The following is a 22,974-nucleotide window of genomic DNA, read 5'->3' on the forward strand; positions in this document are numbered from 1 at the left end:
ACCGAAAATACATGGCCATCGAAGGTGAGCGTAAGCGTTGGAACAGGCGTGATATTCTTGCTGGAGCGTGGTGATGGAATGGGCTTCAAGCGATCTGAGCTGCGGGAATCACCATCACACACCGGTAGGCGTCCGAGGATATCGAGACTTGCACGCATCTGCCCGAGGGTTTAAAGGAACCGTCGCTTGCCTCAATAGCTCAGCTGGTAGAGCAGGTCCTTCGTAAGGACAAGGTCGGGGGTTCGAGTCCCTCTTGAGGCACCACTTTCCCTTGGATAGTTAAGCTAAACTAGCGGCCTACCTCGTATCTCACTTTTGGTTCGATCCTGCGGGCTATCATCGGATGCTAGCGCAGCTCAATCTCCGTAGCTTTTTGCTTGCGTGATTTTCATCCGCAAGGGCCATGCTTCCGATCGGTAAGCAGGTATCAGGGAATCGTATGTGCGGTGGAAAACCGCTTTCAAGTGACGGGTTCTGATTCAAACGAGAATCGTCAGGAAACTTGCAAATACCTGTTTTAAGATAGATATTTGAAGGTTTTGGGTTAAGCCGCTCTGGTGGTAGCATTCAGCTTTAAAAGTTGTTTCCACGCCAGTTCTTAGACATAGCCAAGGAGTTTCATCATGAAAGGTGACAAAAAGGTAATTGAATACCTGAACAAAGCTCTGCGCCACGAACTAACGGCCGTCAGCCAATACTGGTTGCATTATCGCCTGCAAGACGATTGGGGCCTTGGCAGCATGGCCAAGAAAAGTCGAGAAGAATCCATTGAAGAGATGGAACACGCCGACAAACTGATCGAACGGATCATTTTTCTGGAAGGTCATCCCAACCTGCAAAAACTTGATCCCCTGCGGATCGGCGAAAACCCCCGGGAAACGCTGGAATGCGATCTTGCGGCGGAACAAAGCGCGCGCGCGCTTTACAAAGAGGCGCGGGATGTCTGCAAAGAGGCCGGAGACTATGTCTCGATGGGATTGTTCGAAAGCCTGATGTCGGATGAAGAAGGTCATATCGACTTTCTGGAGACTCAGATCGAACTGTATGATCGCGTCGGGCCCGAACTTTTCGCGCAACTCAATGCGACCAAAATGGAAGACGCCGAATAGGTGGTCGTGTTGGCGACGATGGTCGCGGGTATTGGGGTTCCTATCAGCGGGAGGCTGCAGGATTAGGGCGTCGTTGCCCTAAACACATTCCTGCACGCCGAGACCTATCAGGTATTCACCGGTCACGAACAAAAGCTCATTTGGTCCGGCGAACCGCGCTTTGGACATGAACCAGTTTCTGACCGGGTTTGGGTAGTAGCTGGACAGAGACGCGCTTTTCCTGTCGAACTCATCTGCCGTCATTTTCTTTCGGTTCGAGCGATGGGGGCCATGAAAACCAAAGATCGTCTCGGGCGAAATGCAAACTTCGTCCGCACCCAGCAGCATGGTGCAGCTAGAGTGGCAAAAATCTCCGATGATTTGAAACTGCGCGTTTGTCCGGTTGGCGATTTCGATCTGAACCATGCGATCCACAATCCGCCCACCCGGATCATTGCCAACCTGAATCTCTTTTGAACTTGCCGGCATACTCATCAGAACGAGCGTCGCCAACGCTGCTATCGTGTTTCTCATCCGCCCGCCTGCTCAAGGGTGGAGTTTTCGTTTTTCTTATCATTATCAGAAAAGCGGGCGTGCTGGAACGGCGCGCCGGGACGCAAGTGGTTTCTGTGCTCTCAAGGACTCACCCGAAACCGGATGAATTCGACGGCTTTCCGAAAACTACGCCAAAAACGGTACTTACGGATTTTCAAACAACGGTGAAATTCAGTTGGTTAGCGTCGTGCCTCAGGCGCGTTTTTCGCCGATGGTTGCTACACCCAGAACGGATAGCACTTTGGCCTCGATTTGCTCGGCATTCAGGCCCGCTACTGTATACATATCTGCGGGGTTGGCCTGGTCGATAAAGGTATCAGGCAGAACCATCGAGCGATACTTGAGGCCCCGGTCAAAGACGCCTTCATCGGCCAAAAGTTGGGCAACATGGCTGCCAAAGCCGCCGATGGCACCTTCTTCAATGGTGATCAACGCCTCGTGGTTGGCGGCCAGATCCAAAATCAGGTCGTGGTCCAAGGGCTTGGCAAATCGAGCATCAGCGATAGTGGGGGTGATCCCACGCGCGGTCAAAGCTTCGGCCGCTTTCTGCACTTCGGCCAGCCGTGTCCCGAAGGACAACAGTGCGACCCGTGCGCCTTCTTGGATGATCCGGCCTTTGCCGATTTCCAGAACCTCGCCACGTTCCGGCAAGTCGACGCCGACACCTTCACCGCGAGGATAGCGGAACGCAATCGGGCCATCATTATGCGCGACGGCTGTGGCCACCATATGCACCAGCTCGGCCTCATCCGCTGCGGCCATGACCACAATGCCGGGCAGGTTGGACAAATAGGCGATATCGAACGACCCCGCATGGGTCGCGCCATCCGCGCCCACCAACCCTGCACGGTCGATCGCAAATCGAACCGGCAGGCGCTGAATGGCCACGTCATGCACGACTTGATCGTACCCGCGCTGCAAAAACGTGGAATAAATTGCACAGAAGGGCTTCATCCCGCCGGCGGCGAGAGCGGCGGCGAAGGTCACGCCGTGCTGTTCGGCAATCGCCACATCGAAACAGCGCGACGGATAGCGTTCCGCAAACAGGTTCAGCCCGGTTCCGTCGGGCATCGCAGCGGTGACCGCAACGATCTTGTCATCGCGTGCGGCCTCTTCCACCAGGGTTTTGCCAAAGACCGACGTGTAAGACGGTGCGTTTGAGGGTGCTTTCTTCTGCTCGCCCGTGACGACGTCGAACTTCGCTGTCGCATGGCCTTTGTCGCGGGCCTGCTCGGCTGGTGCATACCCCTTGCCCTTCTTTGTCAGCACATGAATGAGGATCGGGCCCGTGGCGCGGGCCTTGACCGTGCGCAGGACAGGCAGAAGTTGATCCATATCGTGCCCGTCGATCGGACCGAGATAGGAAAAGCCCAGCTCCTCAAACAATGTGCCGCCAACGGCCATGCCCTTGAGCATCTCCTTGGCGCGCTTGGCGCCCTCGCGGAAGGGTTCCGGCAACAAAGATACTGCACCTTTGGCGGCGGCTTTCAGATCGTGGAATGGTTCTTCGGCGTAAATGCGCGACAGGTAATTGGACAGCGCGCCGACGGGCGGTGCGATGCTCATCTCGTTGTCATTGAGAATGACGATCAGGCGTTTCTTCAGGTGGCCCGCGTTGTTCATCGCCTCGAAGGCCATGCCTGCAGACATTGAGCCGTCACCGATCACGGCAATCGCGTCACCCAACCCCTCGGGCGTCACGCCGCCCAGATCGCGAGCGACGGCAAAACCCAACGCAGCGCTGATCGAGGTCGAACTGTGCGCCGCGCCAAACGGGTCATAGGGGCTTTCGCTGCGCTTGGTGAAGCCGCTCAGCCCGTCTTTCATCCGCAGGGTGCGGATGCGATCGCGCCGTTCGGTCAGGATTTTGTGCGGATAGCACTGGTGACCAACGTCCCAGATGATCTTGTCGCGCGGCGTGTCGAACACGGCGTGCAGAGCGGTTGTCAATTCCACCACGCCCAGGCCTGCGCCCAGATGCCCACCGGTGACAGACACGGCCGATATTGTCTCGGTCCGCAATTCCTGCGCCAACTTATGCAACTGTGCGTCCGAAAACTGCTTGAGATCCGCAGGGCGGTTCACAAGGTCCAGCAGGGGCGTATTCGGGCGGTCAGACATGTGGCGTTCCTGGCTTAGCTGTCCCGGGCAATAACGAAGCGTGCCGCGTCCTTCAAGGTTTCAGCCTTAGCACCGTATCCATCCAGCGCGGCGCAGGCCTGATCCACCAGTTCTGCGGCGCGGGATTTCGCGGCGTTCAGGCCCAAAAGCGAAACAAACGTGGCTTTGCCCGCCTCGGCGTCCTTTTGCAATCGTTTGCCAGCCTTTTCGGCATCACCTTCTACATCCAGAATGTCATCAGCGATCTGAAAAGCAAGGCCAAGCGCCTGGGCATATTGGCGCAAGGGTTCGGGATCTGCCTGGGCCAATCGCGCACCGGCGCAGGCGGACCACTCAATCAGCGCACCGGTTTTGCCAGCCTGAAGCGTGGTGATCTGCTCCAGTGTCAGGGGCGCGACCGCTGTTTCAGCCGCCATATCCAGCGCTTGCCCCAGCACCATTCCCTGCGCACCGCTTGCTTTGGCTAGGGTTAGAGCCAATTCAGCACGAATTTCTGCATTTCCGACCTCGGGCCGGGTACACAGCTCAAAGGCCAATGTCTGTAGGGCATCACCGGCCAGAACGGCGGTGCCTTCGTCCCACTTTACGTGCACGGTCGGACGTCCACGTCGCAGATCGTCATCATCCATGCAGGGAAGGTCATCATGGACCAGAGAATAGGCGTGCAGGGCTTCGATGCCTGTCGCAGGCCAGATTGCCTGTGTTGAGTCGATGCCATGCATCCGCGCGCTTTCCATCACGAGAAACCCGCGCAATCGCTTGCCGCCCTGGGTGGTGTAGGCCATCGCCCGGGTAACAGCCAATTCGTCCTGCGCTCTCAGGACCAGATCGAGCTGAGCCTGAATCCGCGCGGCATCCTGCGCCAGAATTTCCTTGAACATTTACTGACCTTCGACAGGCGTCGTCCCGGTTGGCTGCCCATTGGCATCCAAAGTAATGGCTGCGACCTTTTCTTCAGCCCGCTTCAATTCGTCTTCGCAGCGTTTCTTCAACGCGGCACCGCGCTCATACAGCGCAATGGACTGATCCAACGCCACGTCACCACGCTCCAACTGGCCGACAACGGCCTCAAGCTCTTTCATCGCTTGTTCGAATGTCATCTGATCAACAGGAGTATCGGTCATCGGGCTGCCTTCATCAGTTCTTCCACATGGGCACGAGAGGCCTCGGCAAGTGCGTTCAGATCATACCCGCCTTCCAAAGTCGAGACGATACGGCCTTCACACAGGTCATCGGCGATCTTGCACAGTTCGGCGGTGATCCATGCAAAATCGCCTGTAGACCAGTTCAAGTTGGCCAGCGGATCGTCCTGATGCGCATCGAAACCTGCCGAGATGATGATCAGCTCCGGCTTGAATGCGCGCAGGCGCGGGAAGGCCTGCGTCTCATACGCGGCGCGCATCTCGGCCCCGCCAGAGCCGGGGGCCAGAGGGATATTCAGAACCGTCTCAAAGGCACCGGTCTCATCCGGACGACCCGATCCGGGCCACAAAGGCATCTGCTGGCTGGTGATCACCAGCGCGCGGGCCTCGTCCCACAGCAAATCCTGCGTTCCGTTTCCATGGTGAACGTCGAAATCCACGACAGCCACACGCTTCAATCCGTGATGATCCAATGCGTGCTTGGCCGCCAGCGCTGCATTGCCAAACAGGCAGAAGCCCATCGCTGTTTCCGTTTCGGCATGGTGACCGGGCGGGCGGATCGCGCAAAAGGCATTCTGTGCGTCGCCGCCTAAGACCATGTCTACTGCACGCACAACCGCACCGGCTGCCCGGTAAGCCGCATCCACCGACCCCGGAGACATGAAGGTGTCGCCGTCAATCTGTTTGAAGCCATCGGAGGGTCTGTTATTTCGGATTTCACGGATATGGCTTTCCGGATGTACGCGCAGCAGGTCGTCATCCGCCGCCAAAGGGGCGGTTATACGTGTCAGTTCCAAGCCTTCTAACGCATGCAGAATATGCTCTAACCGCGCCACCCTCTCGGGGTGACCTTGCGGTGTCACGTGATCAAGGCAATCTGCGTGGGTCAAAAGGGCGGTTGTCATCGGGATCCCATCTTCATCTGGCCAAAAATATCGTCGCCCAAGGCAAGAAAGCGCCGCGGCTGAATCAATCAGGTGCCAGCATATATCCGGCGCCGCGGACGGTCTGCAGGTAACGCGGCTGCTTGGGGTCTTGTTCGATCTTGCGGCGCAGACGGGTGATCTGAACGTCCACCGCGCGTTCCTGCGCCTGACCCTTGTCGCGGCCCAGATCTTCGACCAGTTTGGTTCGGCTGATCGGCTCTCCGGGCTGGGCCGAAAAAATCTTCATCAACTGGCTTTCGGTCGCCGTCAGGCGCACCGGGTCTTCGCCCTGCCACATCTCGCCACGCTCGATATCGTACCGGATCGGACCAAGATGCAGTATCTTCGCCGTCGCGTCCTGCGCAGGCGTTTCCGGCATCCGCCGCAGGATTGCATTGATCCGCAACAACAGCTCTTTTGGCTCGAACGGTTTGGCTAAGTAGTCATCCGCACCGGCCTCAAGTCCGGCAATGCGATGTTCGGTTTCGCCGCGCGCGGTCAACAGCAGGATAGGAGTGGTATGGGTTTCGCGCAGCGCCTTGGTCAGGCTGACCCCATCCTCGCCGGGCATCATCACGTCCAGCACGATCATGTCGAAATCCAACCCCGAAAGCACCCGCCGTGCATGTGCTGCATCCCTTGCAGCCGTGACCAGAAATCCGTTCCGCATCAGAAACTTCTTCAACAGATCGCGAATGCGCTCGTCATCGTCGACGATCAGCAGATGGGCATCCATTTCGTTCATGAGGTGGTATCCCGCAGTTTCGTATAGGCATGACGCATATCAGCATCCATCATTGCTTCAAGCACTTTACGAAACCCCGACACAGCCTCGGGTCCCGCCTTTTTGTACGCCGCACGCATTCGGACGCGCTGGGCCTCAGACAGTTTGGCCTCTAGCGCCTTGCCCTGTTCTGTCAGAAATAGGTGTCTTTCGCGTTTGTCCACTGATCCGACCCGGCTTTCGACCAGACCGTCGTCGATCAACGTCCGCAAAACCCTGTTCAGAGACTGTTTTGTTACGCCCAGAATGGCCAGAAGGTTGTTGACAGTCGTACCCGGCGCGCGGTTGATGAAGTGGATTGCCCGGTGGTGCGCCCGTCCATAGGCCATTTCGGTCAGTATGCGATCAGGATCTGCGGTAAAGCCGCGATAGGCGAAAAACATCGCCTCGATCCCCTGCCGCAACTGTTCGTCGGTCAAAAACAACAGGCTCTCGCCACCAAAGGCTGGGGCGGGGCGGGTATCCGACATAGTATGCCTCATTCGTTACTCGACCCGAGTTTATGTCAGCGTTATTGACATTCCAAGAGTGGACGGGTATCGAATCGCAGTTTTTGCGCAACTTTATGTCCGATGTGGACTTAATTTACGCAATAATCGGAAATTGATCCCATGTCAGGAGGTTTCGCATGGCGGGGTATGATGATCGTGATGGCGTCATCTGGTTGGATGGCAAACTTGTGCCCTGGCGCGAAGCCAATGTGCATATCCTGTCCCACGCGATGCACTATGCGTCTTCGGTGTTCGAAGGTGAACGTGCTTATAACGGCAAGATTTTCAAAAGTCGCGAACATTCTGAGCGTTTGATTGCCTCGGCCGAAGCGCTGGACATGCCTATGCCCTATTCGGTGGATGACATCGAGGCCGCCAAGGACGAAGCGCTGAAAGCCAGCGGTCTGCAGGACGCCTATGTCCGTGCGCTGGTCTGGCGTGGCTCCGGGGAAGACATGGGTGTGGCATCAGCCAAGAACCCGGTCCGGATGGCCGTCGCCGTGTGGCCTTGGGGTGCCTATTATGGTGACGCCAAGATGCAGGGTGCCAAGCTGGATATCGCAGAATGGAAACGCCCCAGCCCGGAAACTATTCCGGTGCACGCCAAGGCGGCGGGTCTGTACATGATCTGCACCATCTCGAAGCATAAGGCCGAGGCCAAGGGCTGCTCGGACGCGCTGTTTATGGATTGGCGCGGTTACGTGGCCGAGGCGACCGGTGCGAATGTGTTCTTCGTGAAAGATGGTGAGGTTCATACGCCTCTGGCCGATTGCTTCCTGAACGGGATCACCCGTCAGACCGTCATTCAGATGCTGAAAGACAAAGGTATCACCGTCCACGAGCGCCGCATCAAGCCCGAGGAAATGGCGGATTTCGAACAGTGCTGGCTGACCGGCACCGCAGCTGAGGTGACCCCGGTGGGCCAGATCGGCGATTATACGTTTGAGGTCGGAGACCTGACCCGCGAGATCGCCGCCGATTATGAGGCACTGGTCCGCGCCTGATAACACTCAGATGCATTGACAGAAGCCCTCGCGCTATCGCGGGGGCTTTTTCATTGCCATTTGTTCATAATGACTTGCAGATCGTCCGCATGGCTGGACGAACGCGCAGCCGCGGCTATCTTAATCCAATGTTGGATCTGCTTAGCGATATACTTACCCGCCTGTCCTTGAAGGGCACGTTTTACTTTCGAACCTCTTTCACGCCGCCCTTCGGTATACAGGTGCCGGCCTATCAAAATGTGGCCAGATTTCACTTTGTACAACGCGGAGAGTTGAAAGTATTTCTCTCTAACACAGGGCAAACCTTGCGATTGAAGCAAGGCGACCTGATCGTGATCCCGCACGGATCAGCCCATGCGTTATTGTGCAATGAGGTTCAACCGCTGGATGCCCTGCCGCTTGAACACGTATTGGAAGAGGCCGGGTACAAGGGCGACGGGGTTCTGATTTATGGCGGCGAAGACAAAAGCCGCGATACGCAATTGATCTGCGGTCATTTCTCTTTCACCGGGCCGCCGGGGCGACAGGGAACAGGGCATATGCTGATTGATCGGCTTCCCCCATACATCCTGATCGAAAACTATGGCGAGGAAGCCGGGGCCTGGATCGAAGCCACCTTGCGTATGATCGGGTCCGAGATCAACGGCGCGCGGATCGGTGGTGACCTCATAGCGTTGAAACTGTCCGAGGTCCTGTTTGCGCAGGCCATTCGGGCCCATCTTGAACATCAAAGCCCCAGCGAAACCGCGCTTGCCGGGTTCGCCGATTCCCGCATTTCGCGTGCATTGACTGCGTTTCACCATTCGCCCGCGCAAGAGTGGAGCGTCGAGTCTCTGGCACGTGAGGCCGGAATGTCTCGCACTGCGTTCGCACAGCTATTCGCAGACAAGATGGGGACAACGCCCATGCAGTATCTGACCGATTGGCGGATGCAGATTGCGTGTCACGGATTGACTGAGGCCCGCTGGAACGTGGCCGATGCCGCGGCCGAGGTCGGCTATGCTTCGGAAGCCGCCTTTTCGCGGGTGTTCAAGAAGCAGGTTGGCGTATCGCCAGCCGCCTATCGATCAATGCACTGATCGAATTGAAACTCTGGACGATCTGCAACGTTTCACGGACGATCCAGAATTAAACGTTCCGAGATCCTTTCCTAGTTTGAGGTCATCCCATATCAGGAAAGGAACTCTCATGTCTCTCCGCTTTGTCACCCGCAATATTCACGCTTATCTGGACTATCCTGTTGCCATTGCGCTGATGGGGTTGCCCTTTTTGCTTGGACTGGGGCAATCCAACCCGATGGCGTTGTGGCTGTCGGTGGTCACCGGCGTCGCGGCGTTTGTCCTGACGGTGTTGACGGATCACCATTTGGGGATCTGGCGTGTTCTTCCCTACAACTTTCACTTGGCGGTCGATCTTCTGGTCGGTGTCGTTTTCCTGGCTGCGCCCAGCCTGTTTGGGTTTTCTGGCCTGGATGCAATTTTCTACTGGCTGAACGGGGCTGCGGTGGTCGCCGTCATCTCGCTTAGCGCACCAGAGCAGGGTGTTACGGCCTGAACCTGACGCACCTTGTGTTCACCACAACAAGGTGAATTCTCAAAAAACCAGAGCCGCTTGTCCAGCCGACAAGCGGCTTGCTGATCTGTTTGTTCGCGCCGTGTATCAGCATATGTGAACCTAAAAAGGGAGATTTCAGGAAATTGGTATTCTCAAAACGCCTGAAGTAACTCCGTTCCAAGCCGATCAACTGTGGGGCTATCCAGGAAGTGTTATTTTGATCTTGCAAATTCCGACAAAAATAATCAGATAAAGATCAAGGCCAGATGTGTTAGCATCCAGCACGGGGTTTCGAGGCGGTCTGCGGGCTTAGCGTATAGCCTGGTGAGAGCGCGCCACCGCCTCGGAAACGACACGCGCAATAGGAAATGACGATGGGTGACTCACTTGATGAAATCATGGCACGACACGAAGCGGCCACCGCTTGCGGATGTTGCTGTGACGACGATTACTGCGCCTATGTCGACAAACCCAAGGCAGCCCAGGGCGACAGGGCTGAACAACCGGTGCCGGACAGCGCTGCGTGTCGACGCGGATCGGTCAGGTTTCTCAACGAAAACCCGCCAGCTTAACAGCCCCTGAGGGGGGGGGGCTGTTTAGACCCTGATGCTCAGAAATCCACGCCGCGCTGGGCTTTGATTCCGGCCTGAAACGGGTGCTTTTCCTCGGTCATCTCGGTGACCAGATCGGCATAGTCCCGCAACGCCTGCGGCGCATCCCGACCCGTCAGGAACACGCTGGTCTTGTCAGACCGTTCTTTCAGCCCATCGATCACCTGTTCAACCGACAGGTATTCGTACCGAAGCGCAATGTTGATCTCGTCCAAAACGACTAGATCGTAGTCACCGCTGGACATGAGGACGCGTGCCTTGTCAAAGGCGGCGTTTGCGGCAGCAATGTCGCGTTCGCGGTCCTGGGTATCCCAGGTGAACCCCTCGCCCATTGTGTGCCAGGTAACCAGATCGCGTTCTTCGAAAAAGCGACGTTCGCCGGTTTTCCACTTGCCTTTGATGAATTGAACAACGCCGACCTTCTGGCCCCAACCCAGCGCACGGATCACGACCCCGAACGCGGCCGAGGACTTACCCTTACCCTTGCCAGTGTTGATCAGCACCAGCCCGCGGTCCGGATCAACTGCCTCGGACACTTTCTTGCGGTGCTGGGCCTGCACCTTTTGCATCTTTTCCTTGTGGTCCTGTGCGTCGCTCATGGGAAACCCTCATCTTGTGTTGGGCACACCCTAGGGGAAGTTCTGCAAAGGTAAAGGTCAGGCTTTGGGATCCGTGACCGCGCGCGCCTTGCCGCGCTCCAAGCCCAGTTGATGTTCGCGCCAGATCACCACGACGTTCCCCACAATCACCAGCGCCGCTCCGGCCAGCATGACCAGCGTTGGCAGTTCACTGAACCAGACATAGCCAATGACGATGGCAAACAGCATCGAGGTGTAATCATAGGGCGCCAGCATCGAAGCCTGCCCAAACCGATAGGACGAAGTCACTAGAATCTGCGCCACACCTCCGATCAGACCAGCCAGAATCAAAAAGCCTGCCTGTTCCCATGTGGGCATGACCCACCCCCAAAAAATAGTCAGCCCGGACAGGATGGTCGCCGTCATCGAGAAATAGAAGACAATGGCCGCAGGATGGTCGACCTGCACCAGCTGCCGGATGTGGATCTGCACAAAGGCCCTGGCAACGGTCGCACCCAGAATACACAATGCGCCGAAGGTGGCAGCAGCTTCCATGTTGTTGCCACCCAGTCTGGGCCAGATCATGATCAGGACACCCAAAAGCCCGATGGACACAGCCGCGATTCTGATCTTACGGATGCGTTCGCCTAACATCACCGCGGCAAGGATCAGGGTGAAAATCGGGGTGGCATAGCCAATCGCCGTCGCTTCGGGCAGCGGGATCAAGCCAAGGCCGGTAAATGTAAGCCCCATCGCCGTGGTGCCCAACACGCCGCGCCAGAAATGACCCGAAGGTTTGCGGGCTTTGAACCCTTGCGCCAATTCTCCGCGCGCCATCAGCCAGATGACAATCACCGGAATGGCAAAAAGGGACCGGAAAAACACCATCTCGCCAGGTGGGAAGTGATCGGACTGCGCTTTGACAATCGCCGCCATGACCGTGAACAAAAACACCGCGCTCGTTTTCAGAGCGACGGCCAGCAAAGGTCGATGCGATGTTAAGGGTTTTGCCATCGGCGCGAACCTGCGCTTTTGGCGGGGAAAGATCAACGCGTCGTTTACAGATTCGTCCAATCGGTCGGCAGTGGGCTGCCGATCTCTTGCGCGAACTCTTCCAGAAAGCGGATCATGCGTGCGATTCTGCGCTGCGCGATCTCTTTGCCACCCTCGGTCAGCATATCGCCAGGAAGGCCCAGTAGTTTGACCTTCCAGTGGTCGATTGAAAAATGCAGGTCGTCCAGCGGGCGGCTGGCAGCAAAGGGATCTGCCGGGTCATAAAGCGACCGTCCCAAAGCACCGGAGACTGAGAAATTCCGGGCAACTCCAATCGCGCCCAGCGCGTCCAGCCTGTCGGCATCGCGCAGAATGCAGGCTTCGAGCGTTTCCGGCGTGATGTTGGCCGAAAAACTATGTGCCTCGATAGCATGTTTGATTGCGTGGATCTGACCTGCAAAATAGCCCAAGTTTAGCAAAATAGACTCTGATTCTTCGGCCGATCGGCGCGATGCCAAATGGCGGTCTGGGTCGTCCTTGGACAAATTTACCAGATCATGCAGATAAGCGGAGGCCAACAGCACCGGCATGTCAGTCTGGTCGTTTGCAATGGCCTGCGCGTTTACCCAGACCCGGTCCAGATGGGCCAGATCATGCGCAGGGTCGGTTTCCATACGTTGCGCAACGACGGCGCGCAGGCGCGTGCGCAGATCAGCCGATTCGTCCACGGTTCTCTCCGATCTGGCCGCGATGCAGCAGCAGGTGGTCGAGGATCACGCAAGCCATCATCGCCTCACCCACCGGAACGGCGCGGATGCCGACGCAGGGATCGTGACGGCCCTTGGTGATGATCTCGGTCTCTTCACCCGATTTGGTGATTGTTTTGCGCGTGGTCAGGATCGACGAAGTCGGCTTGACCGCAAACCGCACAACGATGTCCTGCCCAGTCGAGATACCGCCCAAGATACCGCCCGCGTGGTTTGAGCTGTATTGCGGGCCGTTCTGGCCCATGAAAATCTCGTCCGCATTGGCTTCGCCCGTCAGTTCGGCAGCGGCCATGCCTTCGCCGATCTCGACACCTTTGACGGCGTTGATGGACATCATCGCAGCGGCCAAATCAGTGTCTAACTTGGCGTAAACCGGCGCACCGATGCCTGCTGGGACGCCACGGGCCACAACCTCGACAATCGCACCAACCGAGTTCCCGGACTTGCGCAATTCGTCCAGGTAGTTGGCCCAGTCTTCGGCGGCTTGTGCGTCCGGGGTCCAGAACGGGTTCTGTTCAATCTGGGACCAGTCGAAATTGCTCCGGTCAATCTTGTGCGGGCCGATCTGGGTCATGTATCCGGTGATCTGCACATTCGATGCGATCTGTTTGATCGCCTCACGCGCAAGCCCGCCTGCGGCCACACGCGACGCAGTTTCCCGGGCCGAGCTGCGCCCGCCGCCGCGATAATCGCGGATGCCGTACTTCTGCCAGTAGGTGATATCGGCGTGCCCTGGACGGAACTTGTCCATGATATCACCGTAGTCTTTCGAGCGCTGATCCGTGTTCTCGATCATCAGCTGCACCGGTGTGCCCGTGGTTTGCCCTTCGAACACGCCCGACAGGATTTTGACCTGATCTGGCTCGCGCCGCTGGGTGGTGAACTTGTTCTGACCCGGTTTGCGCTTGTCCAGCCATTGCTGAATCATCGCCTCGTCGATCGTAACACCCGGAGGGCAGCCATCGACGGTCGCACCCAATGCGGGCCCGTGGCTTTCACCCCAGGTGGTGACGCGGAAAAGGTGGCCAAAACTGTTCATCGACATGGGGCATGCTCCTTTGCGCGTCGTGATTAGCGGGCGAGGCCCTTGGCCTCAAGCGGATTTGCGGTTGGGGCAGGGGAACCCCAACCAACTGTGCCTATGCGGCACGCGTCAACGACGCACGCGTTTGGGTGATCTTCAGGGCCGCCTGCGCAGCCTCGCGACCCTTTTCGACAAAATGCGCGCGGTAGATGGCATTGTGGTGATCGGTTTCCTGATACTGGTGCGGCGTCAGCGAGACTGACAGTACCGGAACACCGGTGTCCATACTGGCGCGCATCAACCCATCGACTACGGCTTGCGCGACGAAATCGTGCCGGTATATGCCGCCATTCACGACAAACGCCGCGCAGGCGACCGCGGCATAGCGCCCGGTTTGGGCCAGATCGCGGGCCAGCAGCGGCATTTCGAATGCGCCGGGGACGTCGAAAACGTCAACCTGTTCGGCGGGGACAAGCTCCAGAAACCCTTCGAGAGCCTGGTCAACGATATCGGAATGCCAGTTGGCTTTCACAAAAGCATAGCGGGTGTGTGTCATCATGATCTCCTTTCGCAACAGACACGTCACCCAAGGCGATCACGGGCAGGCGCAAGCCAGGGCCGACGCGCTGCACGTTCTCTTTCATCCGGACTTTAACCGTCGGCTCTGGCATCTCACCAGATCTGCTGACACCCCGCACACCGGGGCCGCTCGCGGGCTTACGGATCATCGCCCGCATACCGCCGGTGGGGAATTTCACCCCGCCCTGAGAACGGGCGGACCTTGCCAAGGTGCGGCCGGTTCTGCAAGAGATTTCGCAGGAGGACAGCCATGCATCCCAATCCAGCATTTCGCGCGGAAGAGACCGAGCGCCATGTTGCCTTTGCGCGTGACCGCGCGTTCGGGGTTCTTGCGGTGTCGACGGATGAAGCGCCGTTGATTAGCCACGTGCCGTTTCTGCTGTCTGAGGATGGCGCGCTGGCCGAGCTGCACCTTGTCAGATCCAATCCGATCGTCCGCATGCTGAAAGACCCTAAACCAGCCAGAATCGCTGTCACGGGGCCAGATGGCTACGTATCGCCGGATTGGTACGGGATCGACGACCAGGTTCCGACATGGAACTATGTCGCTGTGCATTTGATCGGTGAGTTAGAACAGCGCCCGCAAGAAGAGTTGCTGGACCTGCTAAATCGCCAGTCCGCCTTTTATGAGGCGCGTCTGCTGCCCAAATCCCCTTGGACTACCGGCAAGATGAGCAAGGACGCGTTGGATAAGATGATGCGTATGATTGTGCCGTTCCGGTTTCGCATTGACGACATTCAAGGCACCTGGAAGCTGAATCAAAACAAGCCCGATGCAGTCCGCCTGAGCGCGGCAGAACACATCGCAAACGACGGGATCGGGTCCGAGCTTGATGCTCTGCAAAAATTGATGAGAGGGTGAGGTTGGCGCACCAATTGACGGGTTTTGTTTTAAATTTGGTGCTGTAGAGTTCCGGCAATTCAGGGAGATCTCTTATGAAACTCTATTTCAGTCCCACTTCGCCCTATGTCCGTAAGGTTATGGTTTTGTTGCATGAAACAGACCAGTTACAGGATGTCGAACTGCTGAACGTTGCAACGACGCCAATGTCCCCGGCCGAGTCGCTATTGGCCAAAGCTCCGCTGACAAAAGTGCCCGCGTTAGAGCGCCCAGATGGACCGACCCTGTTCGACAGCCGCGTTATCTGTGCGTTTCTGAACGCGCGCGCGCAGGCCGGTCTTTATCAGGACGGTGCCCGGCATTGGGATGTGCTGACGCTTGAGGCGCTGGCGGATGGTATTCTGGATGCGGCGTTGCTGATCACCTATGAGGCTCGGATGCGGCCCGAAGACAAGCAATGGGAGGGCTGGGCCGATGCGCAATGGGACAAGATAGAACGCGCCTGCGCCGCGTTGAACCAGCGGTGGATGGCGCATCTGTCCGGACCGTTGGGTATGGGGCAGGTCGCAGTGGCCTGCGCGCTGGGCTACGTCGATTTCCGTCACGATGCGCGCGGATGGCGCAAGGGAAATGACGCGCTGGCCGCCTGGTACGAAAAATTTGCCGAGCGTCCCAGCATGGCCGCAACGCAACCGCCGGCCTGATCGGGGATCAATGCGCTGGTCGCTTTGATGGCAGAACGACCAGCGACAGACATCATTCGTTGAACGTCGCCAGATAGGCTGCGATGTCATCGGCGCCCTTTTTCAGTTTGACGCTCATGTTTGGGCGCGCGGTTTCGTCATCTAGATACTCCTGAATAAATGCGATCGGGTTTTTGGAATACGTGGCGATATTCTCTTGCGTCCAGACCAGCCCTTCCTGGCCCGCCCGGATCATGTCGTCGGTGAACATTCCGATGGGCAAACGCTCGCTTCCGTTCAGGTAATCTGACTCGGTTCCTGCGACGCGACCGACGACGCCGTAAAGATTCGGGCCAGTGATGCCGCCTTTGACCAGAATTTGGCCATCTTTGATGATTGCGTGGCAAGAAGAGCAGCGATTGTAGAGTTTTTCGCCTTTCGCCGGATCACCGGCCGCTATCGCCTGAAAGGGCACGGTCAGTGCGAGGATCAGGGTTGGTGCAAAGAGCTTTGACATGAGAGACGTCCTGCAGAGATTGGGATTTCCCGCATTTCGATCATTTGCGTCTAAAGTTCAATCGAAATCAAACATGACTAAGCCTTTGTAAAATATCTATTTTTAACCCAGATTTTCTACATCTATATGCCCTGCAGAAGCGGCGCGTCTTACTATGTCGGGCGTCACCGTGAATTCGAGCTTAAGTCAAAGGTATCGGTACATATAGGTCGTCGCGTGACGGGATTTTCCGTCCGGGTCGAATGCGAAATCGGGGATGACACCTGCCGGTTTGAACCCGACAGACCTGTAAAGGGATTCCGAGACGTCTCCGGTGCGCGTGTCTAGTGTGATGAGTGTCTTCCCGGCTTCTTGTGCGGATTTCAGGGCTTCTTGCATCAGGGCCTTGCCCAAACCGCGACGCCTGGCATCAGGGTGAACGATCATCTTCGAGATTTCTGCCCGGTGGGGCTGATTTGGGGGCATGGCAAGCGACAGCTGGACCGTACCGATCATACGACGCTGATAATATGCGCCAAACAAGTGCCGCTCGCCTGTTTCGATCGCGGGTTTGACGTCATCCGTCCAGAACCGCGCGGCGCTGCCATGGTCGAGCGGCATCATGAAGCTGATCGCGGCACCGTCGGCAACGCTGTCAACAAGCGTGCGGCATAGATCTGTCAGATTGTTGTCGATATCCGCCGGGGTAAGACGGGAGACGTTGGGTGTCTGAACGGTCATGACAATGCGATCACGTAAGTGCAGGGATTATGGGTCGTTTCAAATATGGTCTCGCCAAATAAAACATACCGCAGGCAATCCCCTTGTCGAAGGTCATAAGCTTTCCTCTCGACCGTGATTTCGATCTGCCCGGACAAGACATACAGGTGATGCTCTTGCCCAGGAACTGCGGGTGCATCATAGGCGATGCGCTGCCGCGCGGTCAGGGTTCCTTCGATCAATTCAACCGAAAGGTGCCCACTGGGGGGCGAAACGCTGCGACGTTGAAACGCGCGCCCACGATCCGTCCAGAACGGCTGGTCGTGCCGCCGGACGATTGGCTGGAAACCCTGCTCCAGCGAGGCAAGTAGCTGAGAGATCGGCACTGCATAAACCGTTGCCAGACGGCCTAGCGTCTCGGCGGTCGGGCTGACTTCGTTTTTCTCGATCCGCGACAGGGTGGCGCGACTTAGACCGGTTCTTCCAGCCAAAGTATCGAGGGTCATGCCGTGCTGCTCTCGCAATCCACGCAAATGCGTGGCCAGTTTGTCAGAGGTGGCTTCCATGGAGCTTCTCATATACGGAAATATTCCCGAATATGACGAAAAGTTCAAGGTGGGCGGATCGGCATTATGCAAAACCTTGTGGGGCTGGGTCTGTTCAGCACCGTTCTACCCCGCCGAAGCGAATCGAATCACATTTGGAAAAGCCGGGGGACCGGAGTGTTTTCGCCAAAAAACAGGTCCGTATCTTGAAACTTTCGCCCCTCGTTGTGACATGAATGCCCTGTTGTGGCGCACTGCGCGCCTATGACCGCTGGACGAACCGAATTCTCCCGGATAGATAGCCGCGATGAGACGCCGCTTTGATGCGGTGCTGATGCATGTTTGCTCGGGTTACCCCCGGGCGCCGGAATCGGAGAAAACCTCGTGTCCCACGCAGAAGACCACGAAGGCACCCGCAGAGATTTCCTCTACTACGTCGCAGGCGGCGCAGGTGTCGTCGCGACGGGTGCAGCCGTATGGCCCCTGATCAATCAAATGAACCCATCGGCAGACGTTCAGGCGCTGTCCTCGATCCGCGTGGATGTGAGCGGCGTTGAGCCAGGTACGCAGCTGACCGTGAAATGGCTGGGTAAACCTGTGTTTGTCCGCCACCGCACAGGTGCCGAAATTCAAGAAGCGCAGGAACAGGACGCCGAAGGCGTTGATGCACTGCCTGATCCGCTGGCCCGCAACTCCAACCTGAACGCGGATGCTCCGGCAACCGACGCCAACCGCGTGATGCCGTCGCCCGAGGGCGAAGCGCCGGGCGCGTGGATTGTTCAGATGGGCGTATGTACGCACCTCGGCTGTGTGCCGCTGGGCGATGCTGGCGACTTTGGTGGCTGGTTCTGCCCCTGCCACGGATCGCACTACGATCTGGCCGGACGTATCCGCAAGGGTCCCGCACCTGAAAACCTGCCCGTTCCGCCCGCTGAGTGGACCGACGCCAGCACCATCAAACTCGGCTAAGGGAGACCCAAACTTATGTCCGGAATTCCCCACGATCATTACGAGCCGAAGACAAACGGCGAGAAGTGGCTGAACAGCCGCTTGCCCATCGTCGGCCTGATTTACGACACCATCATGATCCCCACCCCCAAGAACCTGAACTGGTGGTGGATCTGGGGCATCGTCCTAGCGTTCTGCCTGGCGTTGCAAATCGTCACCGGTATCGTTCTGGTGATGCACTACACCCCGCATGTCGATCTGGCCTTCGCCAGCATCGAGCACATCATGCGCAACGTGAATGGCGGCTATATGCTGCGCTACATTCACATGAACGGCGCGTCGCTGTTCTTTGTTGCGGTTTACATCCACATCTTCCGCGGCCTTTTCTACGGTTCGTACAAAGCCCCGCGTGAGATCACGTGGATCATCGGTATGCTTATCTATCTGATGATGATGGGTACTGCCTTCATGGGCTATGTTCTGCCCTGGGGTCAGATGTCCTTCTGGGGTGCGACCGTGATCACCGGCCTGTTTGGCGCGATCCCGTTTGTGGGTGACGCGATCCAGACTTGGCTGCTGGGCGGACCCGCGGTGGACAATGCCACGCTGAACCGCTTCTTCTCGCTGCACTATCTGCTGCCGTTCGTTATCGCGGCTCTGGTCATCGTGCATATCTGGGCCTTCCACACCACCGGCAACAACAACCCCACAGGTGTTGAAGTTCGCCGCACGTCGAAAGCCGATGCCGAGAAAGACACGCTGCCATTCTGGCCGTACTTTGTGATCAAGGACCTGTTCGCTCTGGCCGTGATCCTGGTCGTGTTCTGGGCCATCGTCGGCTACATGCCGAACTATCTGGGCCACCCGGACAACTACATCGAAGCCAACCCGCTGGTAACGCCTGCACACATCGTTCCCGAATGGTACTTCCTGCCATTCTATGCGATCTTGCGCGCCTTCACCGGTGAGGTCTGGGTTGTACAATTTGCCAGCTTCATCACCGGTGGCATCGTTGACGCCAAGTTCTTTGGTGTGATTGCGATGTTCGGTGCGATCCTGGCAATGGCGCTGGCGCCCTGGCTTGACACGTCGACCGTGCGTTCGGGTAAATACCGCCCGATGTTCAAGTGGTGGTTCTATCTGCTGATCATCGACTTCTTTGCCCTGATGTGGCTGGGTGCAATGCCCGCGGAAGAGCCCTATGCGACCTTCTCGCTGATCGCATCCGCCTACTGGTTCGCCTATTTCTTCGTGATCCTGCCGATCCTGGGTGTCATCGAAAAACCGCTGCCACAGCCAGAGACCATCGAAGAAGACTTCAACGCGCATTATGGCAAGGCTGACGCTGACGCCACGCCGGCCGAGTAATAAGAGGGACCGGAAACATGTTCAAGAAACTTGCAATCGGTGCCGCGTTTGCTTTGGCCCTTACCCCTGCTGCGTCCTTCGCAGCAGGTGGGGGCGAGCAGCACATCGAAGACTTCCACTTCTCGTTTGAAGGCCCCTTTGGCACCTGGGATCAAAACCAGCTGCAGCGCGGCCTTCAGATCTATACCGAGGTCTGTGCAGCCTGCCACGGCCTGCGCTATGTGCCTCTGCGTGATCTCGAAGCGCTGGGCTATTCGGAAGAAGAAGTCATCGCCTATTCGGCAGAAAACTTCGAAGTGTTCGATCCCGAGCTGGACGATTTCCGTCCGGCCATCCCGACCGACCACTTCCCGGTCAATGACGGTGTTGGCGCACCGGACCTGAGCCTGATGGCCAAGGCCCGCGCTGGATTCCACGGGCCTTATGGTCTGGGGATCAATCAGTTCTTCAAAGGCATGGGTGGCGCGGAATACATCGCCTCGCTGCTGGACGGCTATACCGGTGAAGAAAAAGAAGAAGCAGGCACCATCCTGTATGAGAACAAGGCCTTCCCCGGAGGCTGGATCTCGATGGCACCGCCGCTGTCCGAAGATCAGGTTGAATTCGCCGATGGCCACCCGGCCACTGTCGAAGCCTTGTCCGAAGACATCGCAGCCTTCCTGATGTGGACGGCCGAGCCGAAGATGATGGAGCGCAAATACTCGGGCTTTGTCGGCGTGCTGTTCCTGTCGCTGTTGTCGGTGCTTCTGTACCTTGTGAACAAGCGCCTGTGGGCGGGTGTCAAAGGCAAGAAACGAGACTGAGTTTCACAGGCCCGAAATGTTTGAACCCCCGCGCCACCGGCTGCGGGGGTTTTTTTGTAGCAATCGGGTAGGGGGCCAGATGAAGGCCGGATCAGGCTTGTAGCTGCGTGCCGGTGACGCTTGTGATTGTTGCCTTCACGATTTGCCCTTCGGGCTGTGGTGCCTCAAAAGCGACCTCGGTGAATTGTTCGGTGCGGCCCATATGCGGGTTTTCCATCAGGATGTGATGAGTTTTGCCGATTTGGGTCTGCAGGTGTTTCGTGACCTGCGCGTTACCGGCCGCGCGCAGGCGGGCGGCACGGTCCTTGATGACGTTCCCATTCACCTGCTGCGGTATGCGGGCGGCTGGCGTGCCGTCGCGTTTGGAGTAAGGGAACACGTGCAACCAAGTCAAATCGCAATCGGTCACCAGTTTCAGCGAGTTTTCGAAATGATCATCCGTTTCGGTCGGGAAGCCAGCGATGATATCGGCGCCAAAGGTCATTTCGGGGCGCAGATTGCGGGCTTCTTCGGTGAACCGGATGGCGTCATCGCGCAGATGGCGGCGTTTCATCCGTTTCAGGATCAGATCGTCGCCATGTTGCAGGGAAAGGTGCAAATGCGGCATCAGGCGCGGTTCGGTCGCGATGGCCTGCATCAGGTTCTCATCCACTTCGATCGAGTCGATCGAACTGATCCGCAGGCGTGGCAGGTCGGGCACCAGTTTCAGAATCCGCATGACCAAATCGCCCAGCTTGGGTTGCGCAGGCAGGTCGGCGCCCCAAGAGGTCAGGTCAACGCCGGTCAGTACGACCTCGTTATAACCCCGATCCACCAACCGCTTGATCTGATCCACAACAACGCCGGCAGGGACGCTGCGCGAGTTCCCACGGCCATAGGGGATAATGCAAAAAGTGCAGCGATGGTCACAGCCGTTCTGAACCTGAACATAGGCGCGTGAGCGGGTGCCAAAACCGTCGATCAGGTGGCCTGCGGTTTCGGTGACGGACATGATGTCGTCGACCTGCACGGCTTCGGTCTGGCCTATAAAGTCCGCCGCCATGCCTTTCCAGGTCTCGGGCTGCATTTTTTCGGTATTGCCAATGACCGCGTCGACCTCATCCATTCGGGCAAAGGTGTCCGGCTCGGTTTGGGCCGCGCAGCCTGTCACGATCAGCCGCGCGTCAGGGTTTTCCCGCCGCAGCTTGCGAATTTCTTGCCGGGCTTTGCGCACCGCTTCTGCCGTGACGGCGCAGGTGTTCACGATCACCGCGTCGGTGAGCCCGGCCTGCGCTGACAGCTCTTTCATCGCCTCGGTCTCATAGGCGTTCAGGCGGCAGCCCAGGGTGGTGAACTTCGGCGCGCTCATTCCAGTGATTCCAGAAATTCCGGTGTCAACGTGCCCGAGAAGACGTGGCGGGTTGGTCCGGTCATCCAAACGCCATCGTCGCGCCAGTCGATCCAGATCGTCCCGCCGTCCAGCTCAATTTGTACTTTGCGCCCGGTTAGGCCGCGACGCGCAGCAGCAACGGCTGTGGCGCATGAGGATGATCCCGAAGCCAGGGTGATGCCCACGCCACGCTCCCACACGCGCATGCGGATGTGGTCCGGTCCAATGATCTGCGCAATTTGGACATTGGTTCGTTCAGGATAGAGTGGATGGTTCTCGTAACGCGAACCGAACTCGGTCAGAGGGATAGCCTCGGCATCATCAACAAAAAAGGTGCAATGCGGATTGCCCATCCCGGTGGCCGTCGGCGCTCCCTCGATGGGCAGTTCCAGCGTGTCGACCTCCTCAGACAACGGAACCTCGTTCCAGTTCAGTTGGGGGCGCCCCATATTGACCGAGGTCAGGCCGTCTCCGGCGTCCTTGGCGTAAAGAGTGCCGCGTTCGGTCGTCAGTGTCAGGTCGGATCTATCCGATTCCTGCATCAGGAAACGGGCGATGCAACGGGTGGCATTTCCACATGCTGCCGAGGTAGATCCATCTGAATTGTAGAACACCAGATGCGCATCCGACCTGCCGTTTTCGATCACGGCAAGCTGATCGAAACCTACGCCGAATTGACGATGCCCGATTCCCCGCGCAAGTGCCGGGCTAATCCGCGTCGCAGACGCGCGCGCGTCCACAACGACAAAGTCATTGCCCAGCCCGTGCATCTTCATGAAGGGCAAACCAGTGTTCTGTAATCCTTGCATGGCGCGCATATAACCCTGCGCCTGAAAGGAATCCACCCTGCGACGCAGATTCCTTTAAAAAGGGGGTTGACCCCCCAGCGCCACCTGCCTAATTAGGCCGCCTATCGGGTCGCCGGAAATACTGATTACTTTGGCGAAACGAGGTGCAAATAAGGTCTTGAACCCGGTCGGGAAA

At 57.7% G+C, this 22,974-nt stretch carries 28 protein-coding genes, 1 tRNA gene and 1 riboswitch; of the genes, 12 read left to right on the plus strand and 17 right to left on the minus strand.

Going from position 1 to position 22,974, the window contains the following annotated elements; translation table 11 throughout:
* The first annotated feature begins 188 nt into the window (after positions 1–188).
* Both AC2FLJ_RS09315 and bfr read left to right on the plus strand, forming a co-directional pair.
* Positions 189–264, plus strand: a tRNA-Thr gene (locus tag AC2FLJ_RS09315).
* A gap of 359 nt (positions 265–623) precedes the next feature.
* Entirely contained in the window at positions 624–1,109 is a 486-nt protein-coding gene (bfr, locus tag AC2FLJ_RS09320) for a bacterioferritin (RefSeq protein WP_108860610.1), read from the plus strand.
* A gap of 78 nt (positions 1,110–1,187) precedes the next feature.
* On the opposite strand, the gene AC2FLJ_RS09325 is transcribed toward bfr, so the two are convergent.
* From AC2FLJ_RS09325 to AC2FLJ_RS09355, 7 genes are all read right to left on the minus strand, one after another.
* A complete protein-coding gene (locus AC2FLJ_RS09325; protein ID WP_496705444.1) occupies positions 1,188–1,622 on the minus strand; it encodes a hypothetical protein in 435 nt (144 codons plus the stop codon).
* Positions 1,623–1,835: 213 nt separating this feature from the next.
* On the minus strand, positions 1,836–3,764 hold the full coding sequence (gene dxs, locus AC2FLJ_RS09330) for a 1-deoxy-D-xylulose-5-phosphate synthase (protein ID WP_496705446.1): 1,929 nt from the start codon (positions 3,762–3,764) through the stop codon (positions 1,836–1,838).
* A gap of 14 nt (positions 3,765–3,778) precedes the next feature.
* A complete protein-coding gene (locus tag AC2FLJ_RS09335) occupies positions 3,779–4,645 on the minus strand; it encodes a polyprenyl synthetase family protein (RefSeq protein WP_496705448.1) in 867 nt (288 codons plus the stop codon).
* The gene (locus AC2FLJ_RS09340; protein ID WP_058272726.1) at positions 4,646–4,888 is read right to left on the minus strand and encodes an exodeoxyribonuclease VII small subunit; all 243 of its coding nucleotides are present in this window, start codon (positions 4,886–4,888) and stop codon (positions 4,646–4,648) included.
* On the minus strand, positions 4,885–5,811 hold the full coding sequence (locus AC2FLJ_RS09345) for a histone deacetylase family protein (RefSeq protein WP_496705450.1): 927 nt from the start codon (positions 5,809–5,811) through the stop codon (positions 4,885–4,887). The genes AC2FLJ_RS09340 and AC2FLJ_RS09345 overlap by 4 nt, the downstream gene beginning before the upstream one ends.
* A gap of 64 nt (positions 5,812–5,875) precedes the next feature.
* The gene (locus AC2FLJ_RS09350) at positions 5,876–6,577 is read right to left on the minus strand and encodes a response regulator (RefSeq protein ID WP_058272724.1); all 702 of its coding nucleotides are present in this window, start codon (positions 6,575–6,577) and stop codon (positions 5,876–5,878) included.
* Positions 6,574–7,086 (minus strand): MarR family winged helix-turn-helix transcriptional regulator, encoded by a 513-nt coding sequence (locus AC2FLJ_RS09355; protein ID WP_058272723.1) that lies wholly within the window; start codon positions 7,084–7,086, stop codon positions 6,574–6,576. The genes AC2FLJ_RS09350 and AC2FLJ_RS09355 overlap by 4 nt, the downstream gene beginning before the upstream one ends.
* A 158-nt stretch (positions 7,087–7,244) precedes the next feature.
* Between AC2FLJ_RS09355 and AC2FLJ_RS09360 the strand changes: the two genes are divergently transcribed.
* The 4 genes from AC2FLJ_RS09360 (at position 7,245) to AC2FLJ_RS09375 (ending at position 10,237) form a co-directional block, all read left to right on the plus strand.
* A complete protein-coding gene (locus AC2FLJ_RS09360; RefSeq protein ID WP_058272722.1) occupies positions 7,245–8,111 on the plus strand; it encodes a branched-chain amino acid aminotransferase in 867 nt (288 codons plus the stop codon).
* A gap of 128 nt (positions 8,112–8,239) precedes the next feature.
* Positions 8,240–9,190, plus strand: coding sequence for an AraC family transcriptional regulator (locus tag AC2FLJ_RS09365; RefSeq protein ID WP_282170693.1), 951 nt, complete (start codon positions 8,240–8,242; stop codon positions 9,188–9,190).
* 109 nt (positions 9,191–9,299) lie between these two features.
* Entirely contained in the window at positions 9,300–9,665 is a 366-nt protein-coding gene (locus tag AC2FLJ_RS09370; protein WP_058272721.1) for an SPW repeat domain-containing protein, read from the plus strand.
* A gap of 374 nt (positions 9,666–10,039) precedes the next feature.
* The gene (locus AC2FLJ_RS09375; RefSeq protein ID WP_496697439.1) at positions 10,040–10,237 is read left to right on the plus strand and encodes a hypothetical protein; all 198 of its coding nucleotides are present in this window, start codon (positions 10,040–10,042) and stop codon (positions 10,235–10,237) included.
* A 38-nt stretch (positions 10,238–10,275) separates the two neighbouring features.
* On the opposite strand, the gene cobO is transcribed toward AC2FLJ_RS09375, so the two are convergent.
* The 5 genes from cobO to AC2FLJ_RS09400 all read right to left on the minus strand — a co-directional run bounded on the left by cobO (position 10,276) and on the right by AC2FLJ_RS09400 (position 14,194).
* Positions 10,276–10,875 carry a cob(I)yrinic acid a,c-diamide adenosyltransferase gene (cobO, locus tag AC2FLJ_RS09380; protein ID WP_282119716.1) on the minus strand — a complete coding sequence of 200 codons (600 nt, stop codon included), beginning with the start codon at positions 10,873–10,875 and terminating at the stop codon, positions 10,276–10,278.
* Between the two features lie 57 nt (positions 10,876–10,932).
* Positions 10,933–11,868: a DMT family transporter gene (locus AC2FLJ_RS09385; protein WP_058272776.1), complete on the minus strand. Its 936-nt coding sequence runs from the start codon at positions 11,866–11,868 to the stop codon at positions 10,933–10,935.
* A gap of 44 nt (positions 11,869–11,912) precedes the next feature.
* Complete coding sequence (locus tag AC2FLJ_RS09390; RefSeq protein WP_496705454.1) at positions 11,913–12,575, minus strand: HD domain-containing protein; 663 nt, start codon at positions 12,573–12,575, stop codon at positions 11,913–11,915.
* Complete coding sequence (aroC, locus tag AC2FLJ_RS09395; protein ID WP_496697434.1) at positions 12,559–13,659, minus strand: chorismate synthase; 1,101 nt, start codon at positions 13,657–13,659, stop codon at positions 12,559–12,561. Before aroC ends, AC2FLJ_RS09390 begins: the two co-directional genes overlap by 17 nt.
* Before the next feature lie 94 nt (positions 13,660–13,753).
* Positions 13,754–14,194, minus strand: coding sequence for a 6,7-dimethyl-8-ribityllumazine synthase (locus tag AC2FLJ_RS09400; protein ID WP_496697432.1), 441 nt, complete (start codon positions 14,192–14,194; stop codon positions 13,754–13,756).
* 72 nt (positions 14,195–14,266) lie between these two features.
* A riboswitch (FMN riboswitch) is annotated at positions 14,267–14,414 on the minus strand.
* Between the two features lie 53 nt (positions 14,415–14,467).
* Between AC2FLJ_RS09400 and AC2FLJ_RS09405 the strand changes: the two genes are divergently transcribed.
* Both AC2FLJ_RS09405 and AC2FLJ_RS09410 read left to right on the plus strand, forming a co-directional pair.
* Positions 14,468–15,079: an FMN-binding negative transcriptional regulator gene (locus tag AC2FLJ_RS09405; protein ID WP_496697430.1), complete on the plus strand. Its 612-nt coding sequence runs from the start codon at positions 14,468–14,470 to the stop codon at positions 15,077–15,079.
* 74 nt (positions 15,080–15,153) lie between these two features.
* The gene (locus AC2FLJ_RS09410) at positions 15,154–15,762 is read left to right on the plus strand and encodes a glutathione S-transferase (RefSeq protein WP_496697428.1); all 609 of its coding nucleotides are present in this window, start codon (positions 15,154–15,156) and stop codon (positions 15,760–15,762) included.
* A 52-nt stretch (positions 15,763–15,814) separates the two neighbouring features.
* Here AC2FLJ_RS09410 and AC2FLJ_RS09415 read toward each other — a convergent pair whose 3' ends face one another.
* The 3 genes from AC2FLJ_RS09415 to AC2FLJ_RS09425 form a co-directional block, all read right to left on the minus strand.
* Positions 15,815–16,258: a c-type cytochrome gene (locus AC2FLJ_RS09415; protein ID WP_282119709.1), complete on the minus strand. Its 444-nt coding sequence runs from the start codon at positions 16,256–16,258 to the stop codon at positions 15,815–15,817.
* A 186-nt stretch (positions 16,259–16,444) separates the two neighbouring features.
* Positions 16,445–16,978: a GNAT family N-acetyltransferase gene (locus AC2FLJ_RS09420; RefSeq protein ID WP_496705457.1), complete on the minus strand. Its 534-nt coding sequence runs from the start codon at positions 16,976–16,978 to the stop codon at positions 16,445–16,447.
* The gene (locus tag AC2FLJ_RS09425) at positions 16,975–17,523 is read right to left on the minus strand and encodes a helix-turn-helix domain-containing protein (RefSeq protein ID WP_496705459.1); all 549 of its coding nucleotides are present in this window, start codon (positions 17,521–17,523) and stop codon (positions 16,975–16,977) included. Before AC2FLJ_RS09425 ends, AC2FLJ_RS09420 begins: the two co-directional genes overlap by 4 nt.
* Here AC2FLJ_RS09425 and AC2FLJ_RS09430 point away from each other — a divergent pair.
* From AC2FLJ_RS09430 to AC2FLJ_RS09445, 4 genes are all read left to right on the plus strand, one after another.
* On the plus strand, positions 17,522–17,770 hold the full coding sequence (locus tag AC2FLJ_RS09430; RefSeq protein WP_496705461.1) for a hypothetical protein: 249 nt from the start codon (positions 17,522–17,524) through the stop codon (positions 17,768–17,770). The two genes, AC2FLJ_RS09425 and AC2FLJ_RS09430, sit on opposite strands and share 2 nt — an antisense overlap.
* A 116-nt stretch (positions 17,771–17,886) precedes the next feature.
* Positions 17,887–18,471, plus strand: a complete 585-nt coding sequence (petA, locus tag AC2FLJ_RS09435; RefSeq protein ID WP_058272711.1) for a ubiquinol-cytochrome c reductase iron-sulfur subunit — start codon at positions 17,887–17,889, stop codon at positions 18,469–18,471.
* Positions 18,472–18,486: 15 nt separating this feature from the next.
* On the plus strand, positions 18,487–19,818 hold the full coding sequence (gene petB / locus AC2FLJ_RS09440) for a cytochrome b (RefSeq protein ID WP_108860628.1): 1,332 nt from the start codon (positions 18,487–18,489) through the stop codon (positions 19,816–19,818).
* A 17-nt stretch (positions 19,819–19,835) separates the two neighbouring features.
* A complete protein-coding gene (locus AC2FLJ_RS09445; protein WP_058272709.1) occupies positions 19,836–20,621 on the plus strand; it encodes a cytochrome c1 in 786 nt (261 codons plus the stop codon).
* 91 nt (positions 20,622–20,712) lie between these two features.
* On the opposite strand, the gene mtaB is transcribed toward AC2FLJ_RS09445, so the two are convergent.
* Complete coding sequence (mtaB, locus tag AC2FLJ_RS09450; RefSeq protein WP_496705464.1) at positions 20,713–21,969, minus strand: tRNA (N(6)-L-threonylcarbamoyladenosine(37)-C(2))-methylthiotransferase MtaB; 1,257 nt, start codon at positions 21,967–21,969, stop codon at positions 20,713–20,715.
* Positions 21,966–22,808 (minus strand): diaminopimelate epimerase, encoded by an 843-nt coding sequence (gene dapF, locus AC2FLJ_RS09455; protein ID WP_496705704.1) that lies wholly within the window; start codon positions 22,806–22,808, stop codon positions 21,966–21,968. Before dapF ends, mtaB begins: the two co-directional genes overlap by 4 nt.
* Positions 22,809–22,974: the final 166 nt, after the last annotated feature.

Source organism: Ruegeria sp. CDSA034, assembly GCF_059612275.1.

What these genes read in the sequence shown, in the direction of transcription:
- cobO (WP_282119716.1), bottom strand. Translation starts at nt 10,875, where the DNA reads ATGAGCGACGCACAGGACCACAAGGAAAAGATGCAAAAGGTGCAGGCC.
- AC2FLJ_RS09340 (WP_058272726.1), bottom strand. Translation starts at nt 4,888, where the DNA reads ATGACCGATACTCCTGTTGATCAGATGACATTCGAACAAGCGATGAAA.
- AC2FLJ_RS09375 (WP_496697439.1), top strand. Translation starts at nt 10,040, where the DNA reads ATGGGTGACTCACTTGATGAAATCATGGCACGACACGAAGCGGCCACC.
- aroC (WP_496697434.1), bottom strand. Translation starts at nt 13,659, where the DNA reads ATGTCGATGAACAGTTTTGGCCACCTTTTCCGCGTCACCACCTGGGGT.
- AC2FLJ_RS09430 (WP_496705461.1), top strand. Translation starts at nt 17,522, where the DNA reads ATGGAGCTTCTCATATACGGAAATATTCCCGAATATGACGAAAAGTTC.
- AC2FLJ_RS09370 (WP_058272721.1), top strand. Translation starts at nt 9,300, where the DNA reads ATGTCTCTCCGCTTTGTCACCCGCAATATTCACGCTTATCTGGACTAT.
- AC2FLJ_RS09325 (WP_496705444.1), bottom strand. Translation starts at nt 1,622, where the DNA reads ATGAGAAACACGATAGCAGCGTTGGCGACGCTCGTTCTGATGAGTATG.
- AC2FLJ_RS09345 (WP_496705450.1), bottom strand. Translation starts at nt 5,811, where the DNA reads ATGACAACCGCCCTTTTGACCCACGCAGATTGCCTTGATCACGTGACA.
- AC2FLJ_RS09400 (WP_496697432.1), bottom strand. Translation starts at nt 14,194, where the DNA reads ATGACACACACCCGCTATGCTTTTGTGAAAGCCAACTGGCATTCCGAT.
- AC2FLJ_RS09350 (WP_058272724.1), bottom strand. Translation starts at nt 6,577, where the DNA reads ATGAACGAAATGGATGCCCATCTGCTGATCGTCGACGATGACGAGCGC.
- dxs (WP_496705446.1), bottom strand. Translation starts at nt 3,764, where the DNA reads ATGTCTGACCGCCCGAATACGCCCCTGCTGGACCTTGTGAACCGCCCT.
- bfr (WP_108860610.1), top strand. Translation starts at nt 624, where the DNA reads ATGAAAGGTGACAAAAAGGTAATTGAATACCTGAACAAAGCTCTGCGC.
- AC2FLJ_RS09365 (WP_282170693.1), top strand. Translation starts at nt 8,240, where the DNA reads ATGTTGGATCTGCTTAGCGATATACTTACCCGCCTGTCCTTGAAGGGC.
- AC2FLJ_RS09335 (WP_496705448.1), bottom strand. Translation starts at nt 4,645, where the DNA reads ATGTTCAAGGAAATTCTGGCGCAGGATGCCGCGCGGATTCAGGCTCAG.
- AC2FLJ_RS09445 (WP_058272709.1), top strand. Translation starts at nt 19,836, where the DNA reads ATGTTCAAGAAACTTGCAATCGGTGCCGCGTTTGCTTTGGCCCTTACC.
- AC2FLJ_RS09360 (WP_058272722.1), top strand. Translation starts at nt 7,245, where the DNA reads ATGGCGGGGTATGATGATCGTGATGGCGTCATCTGGTTGGATGGCAAA.
- AC2FLJ_RS09415 (WP_282119709.1), bottom strand. Translation starts at nt 16,258, where the DNA reads ATGTCAAAGCTCTTTGCACCAACCCTGATCCTCGCACTGACCGTGCCC.
- AC2FLJ_RS09405 (WP_496697430.1), top strand. Translation starts at nt 14,468, where the DNA reads ATGCATCCCAATCCAGCATTTCGCGCGGAAGAGACCGAGCGCCATGTT.
- AC2FLJ_RS09420 (WP_496705457.1), bottom strand. Translation starts at nt 16,978, where the DNA reads ATGACCGTTCAGACACCCAACGTCTCCCGTCTTACCCCGGCGGATATC.
- AC2FLJ_RS09355 (WP_058272723.1), bottom strand. Translation starts at nt 7,086, where the DNA reads ATGTCGGATACCCGCCCCGCCCCAGCCTTTGGTGGCGAGAGCCTGTTG.
- AC2FLJ_RS09385 (WP_058272776.1), bottom strand. Translation starts at nt 11,868, where the DNA reads ATGGCAAAACCCTTAACATCGCATCGACCTTTGCTGGCCGTCGCTCTG.
- AC2FLJ_RS09425 (WP_496705459.1), bottom strand. Translation starts at nt 17,523, where the DNA reads ATGGAAGCCACCTCTGACAAACTGGCCACGCATTTGCGTGGATTGCGA.
- mtaB (WP_496705464.1), bottom strand. Translation starts at nt 21,969, where the DNA reads ATGAGCGCGCCGAAGTTCACCACCCTGGGCTGCCGCCTGAACGCCTAT.
- AC2FLJ_RS09410 (WP_496697428.1), top strand. Translation starts at nt 15,154, where the DNA reads ATGAAACTCTATTTCAGTCCCACTTCGCCCTATGTCCGTAAGGTTATG.
- petB (WP_108860628.1), top strand. Translation starts at nt 18,487, where the DNA reads ATGTCCGGAATTCCCCACGATCATTACGAGCCGAAGACAAACGGCGAG.
- dapF (WP_496705704.1), bottom strand. Translation starts at nt 22,808, where the DNA reads ATGCGCGCCATGCAAGGATTACAGAACACTGGTTTGCCCTTCATGAAG.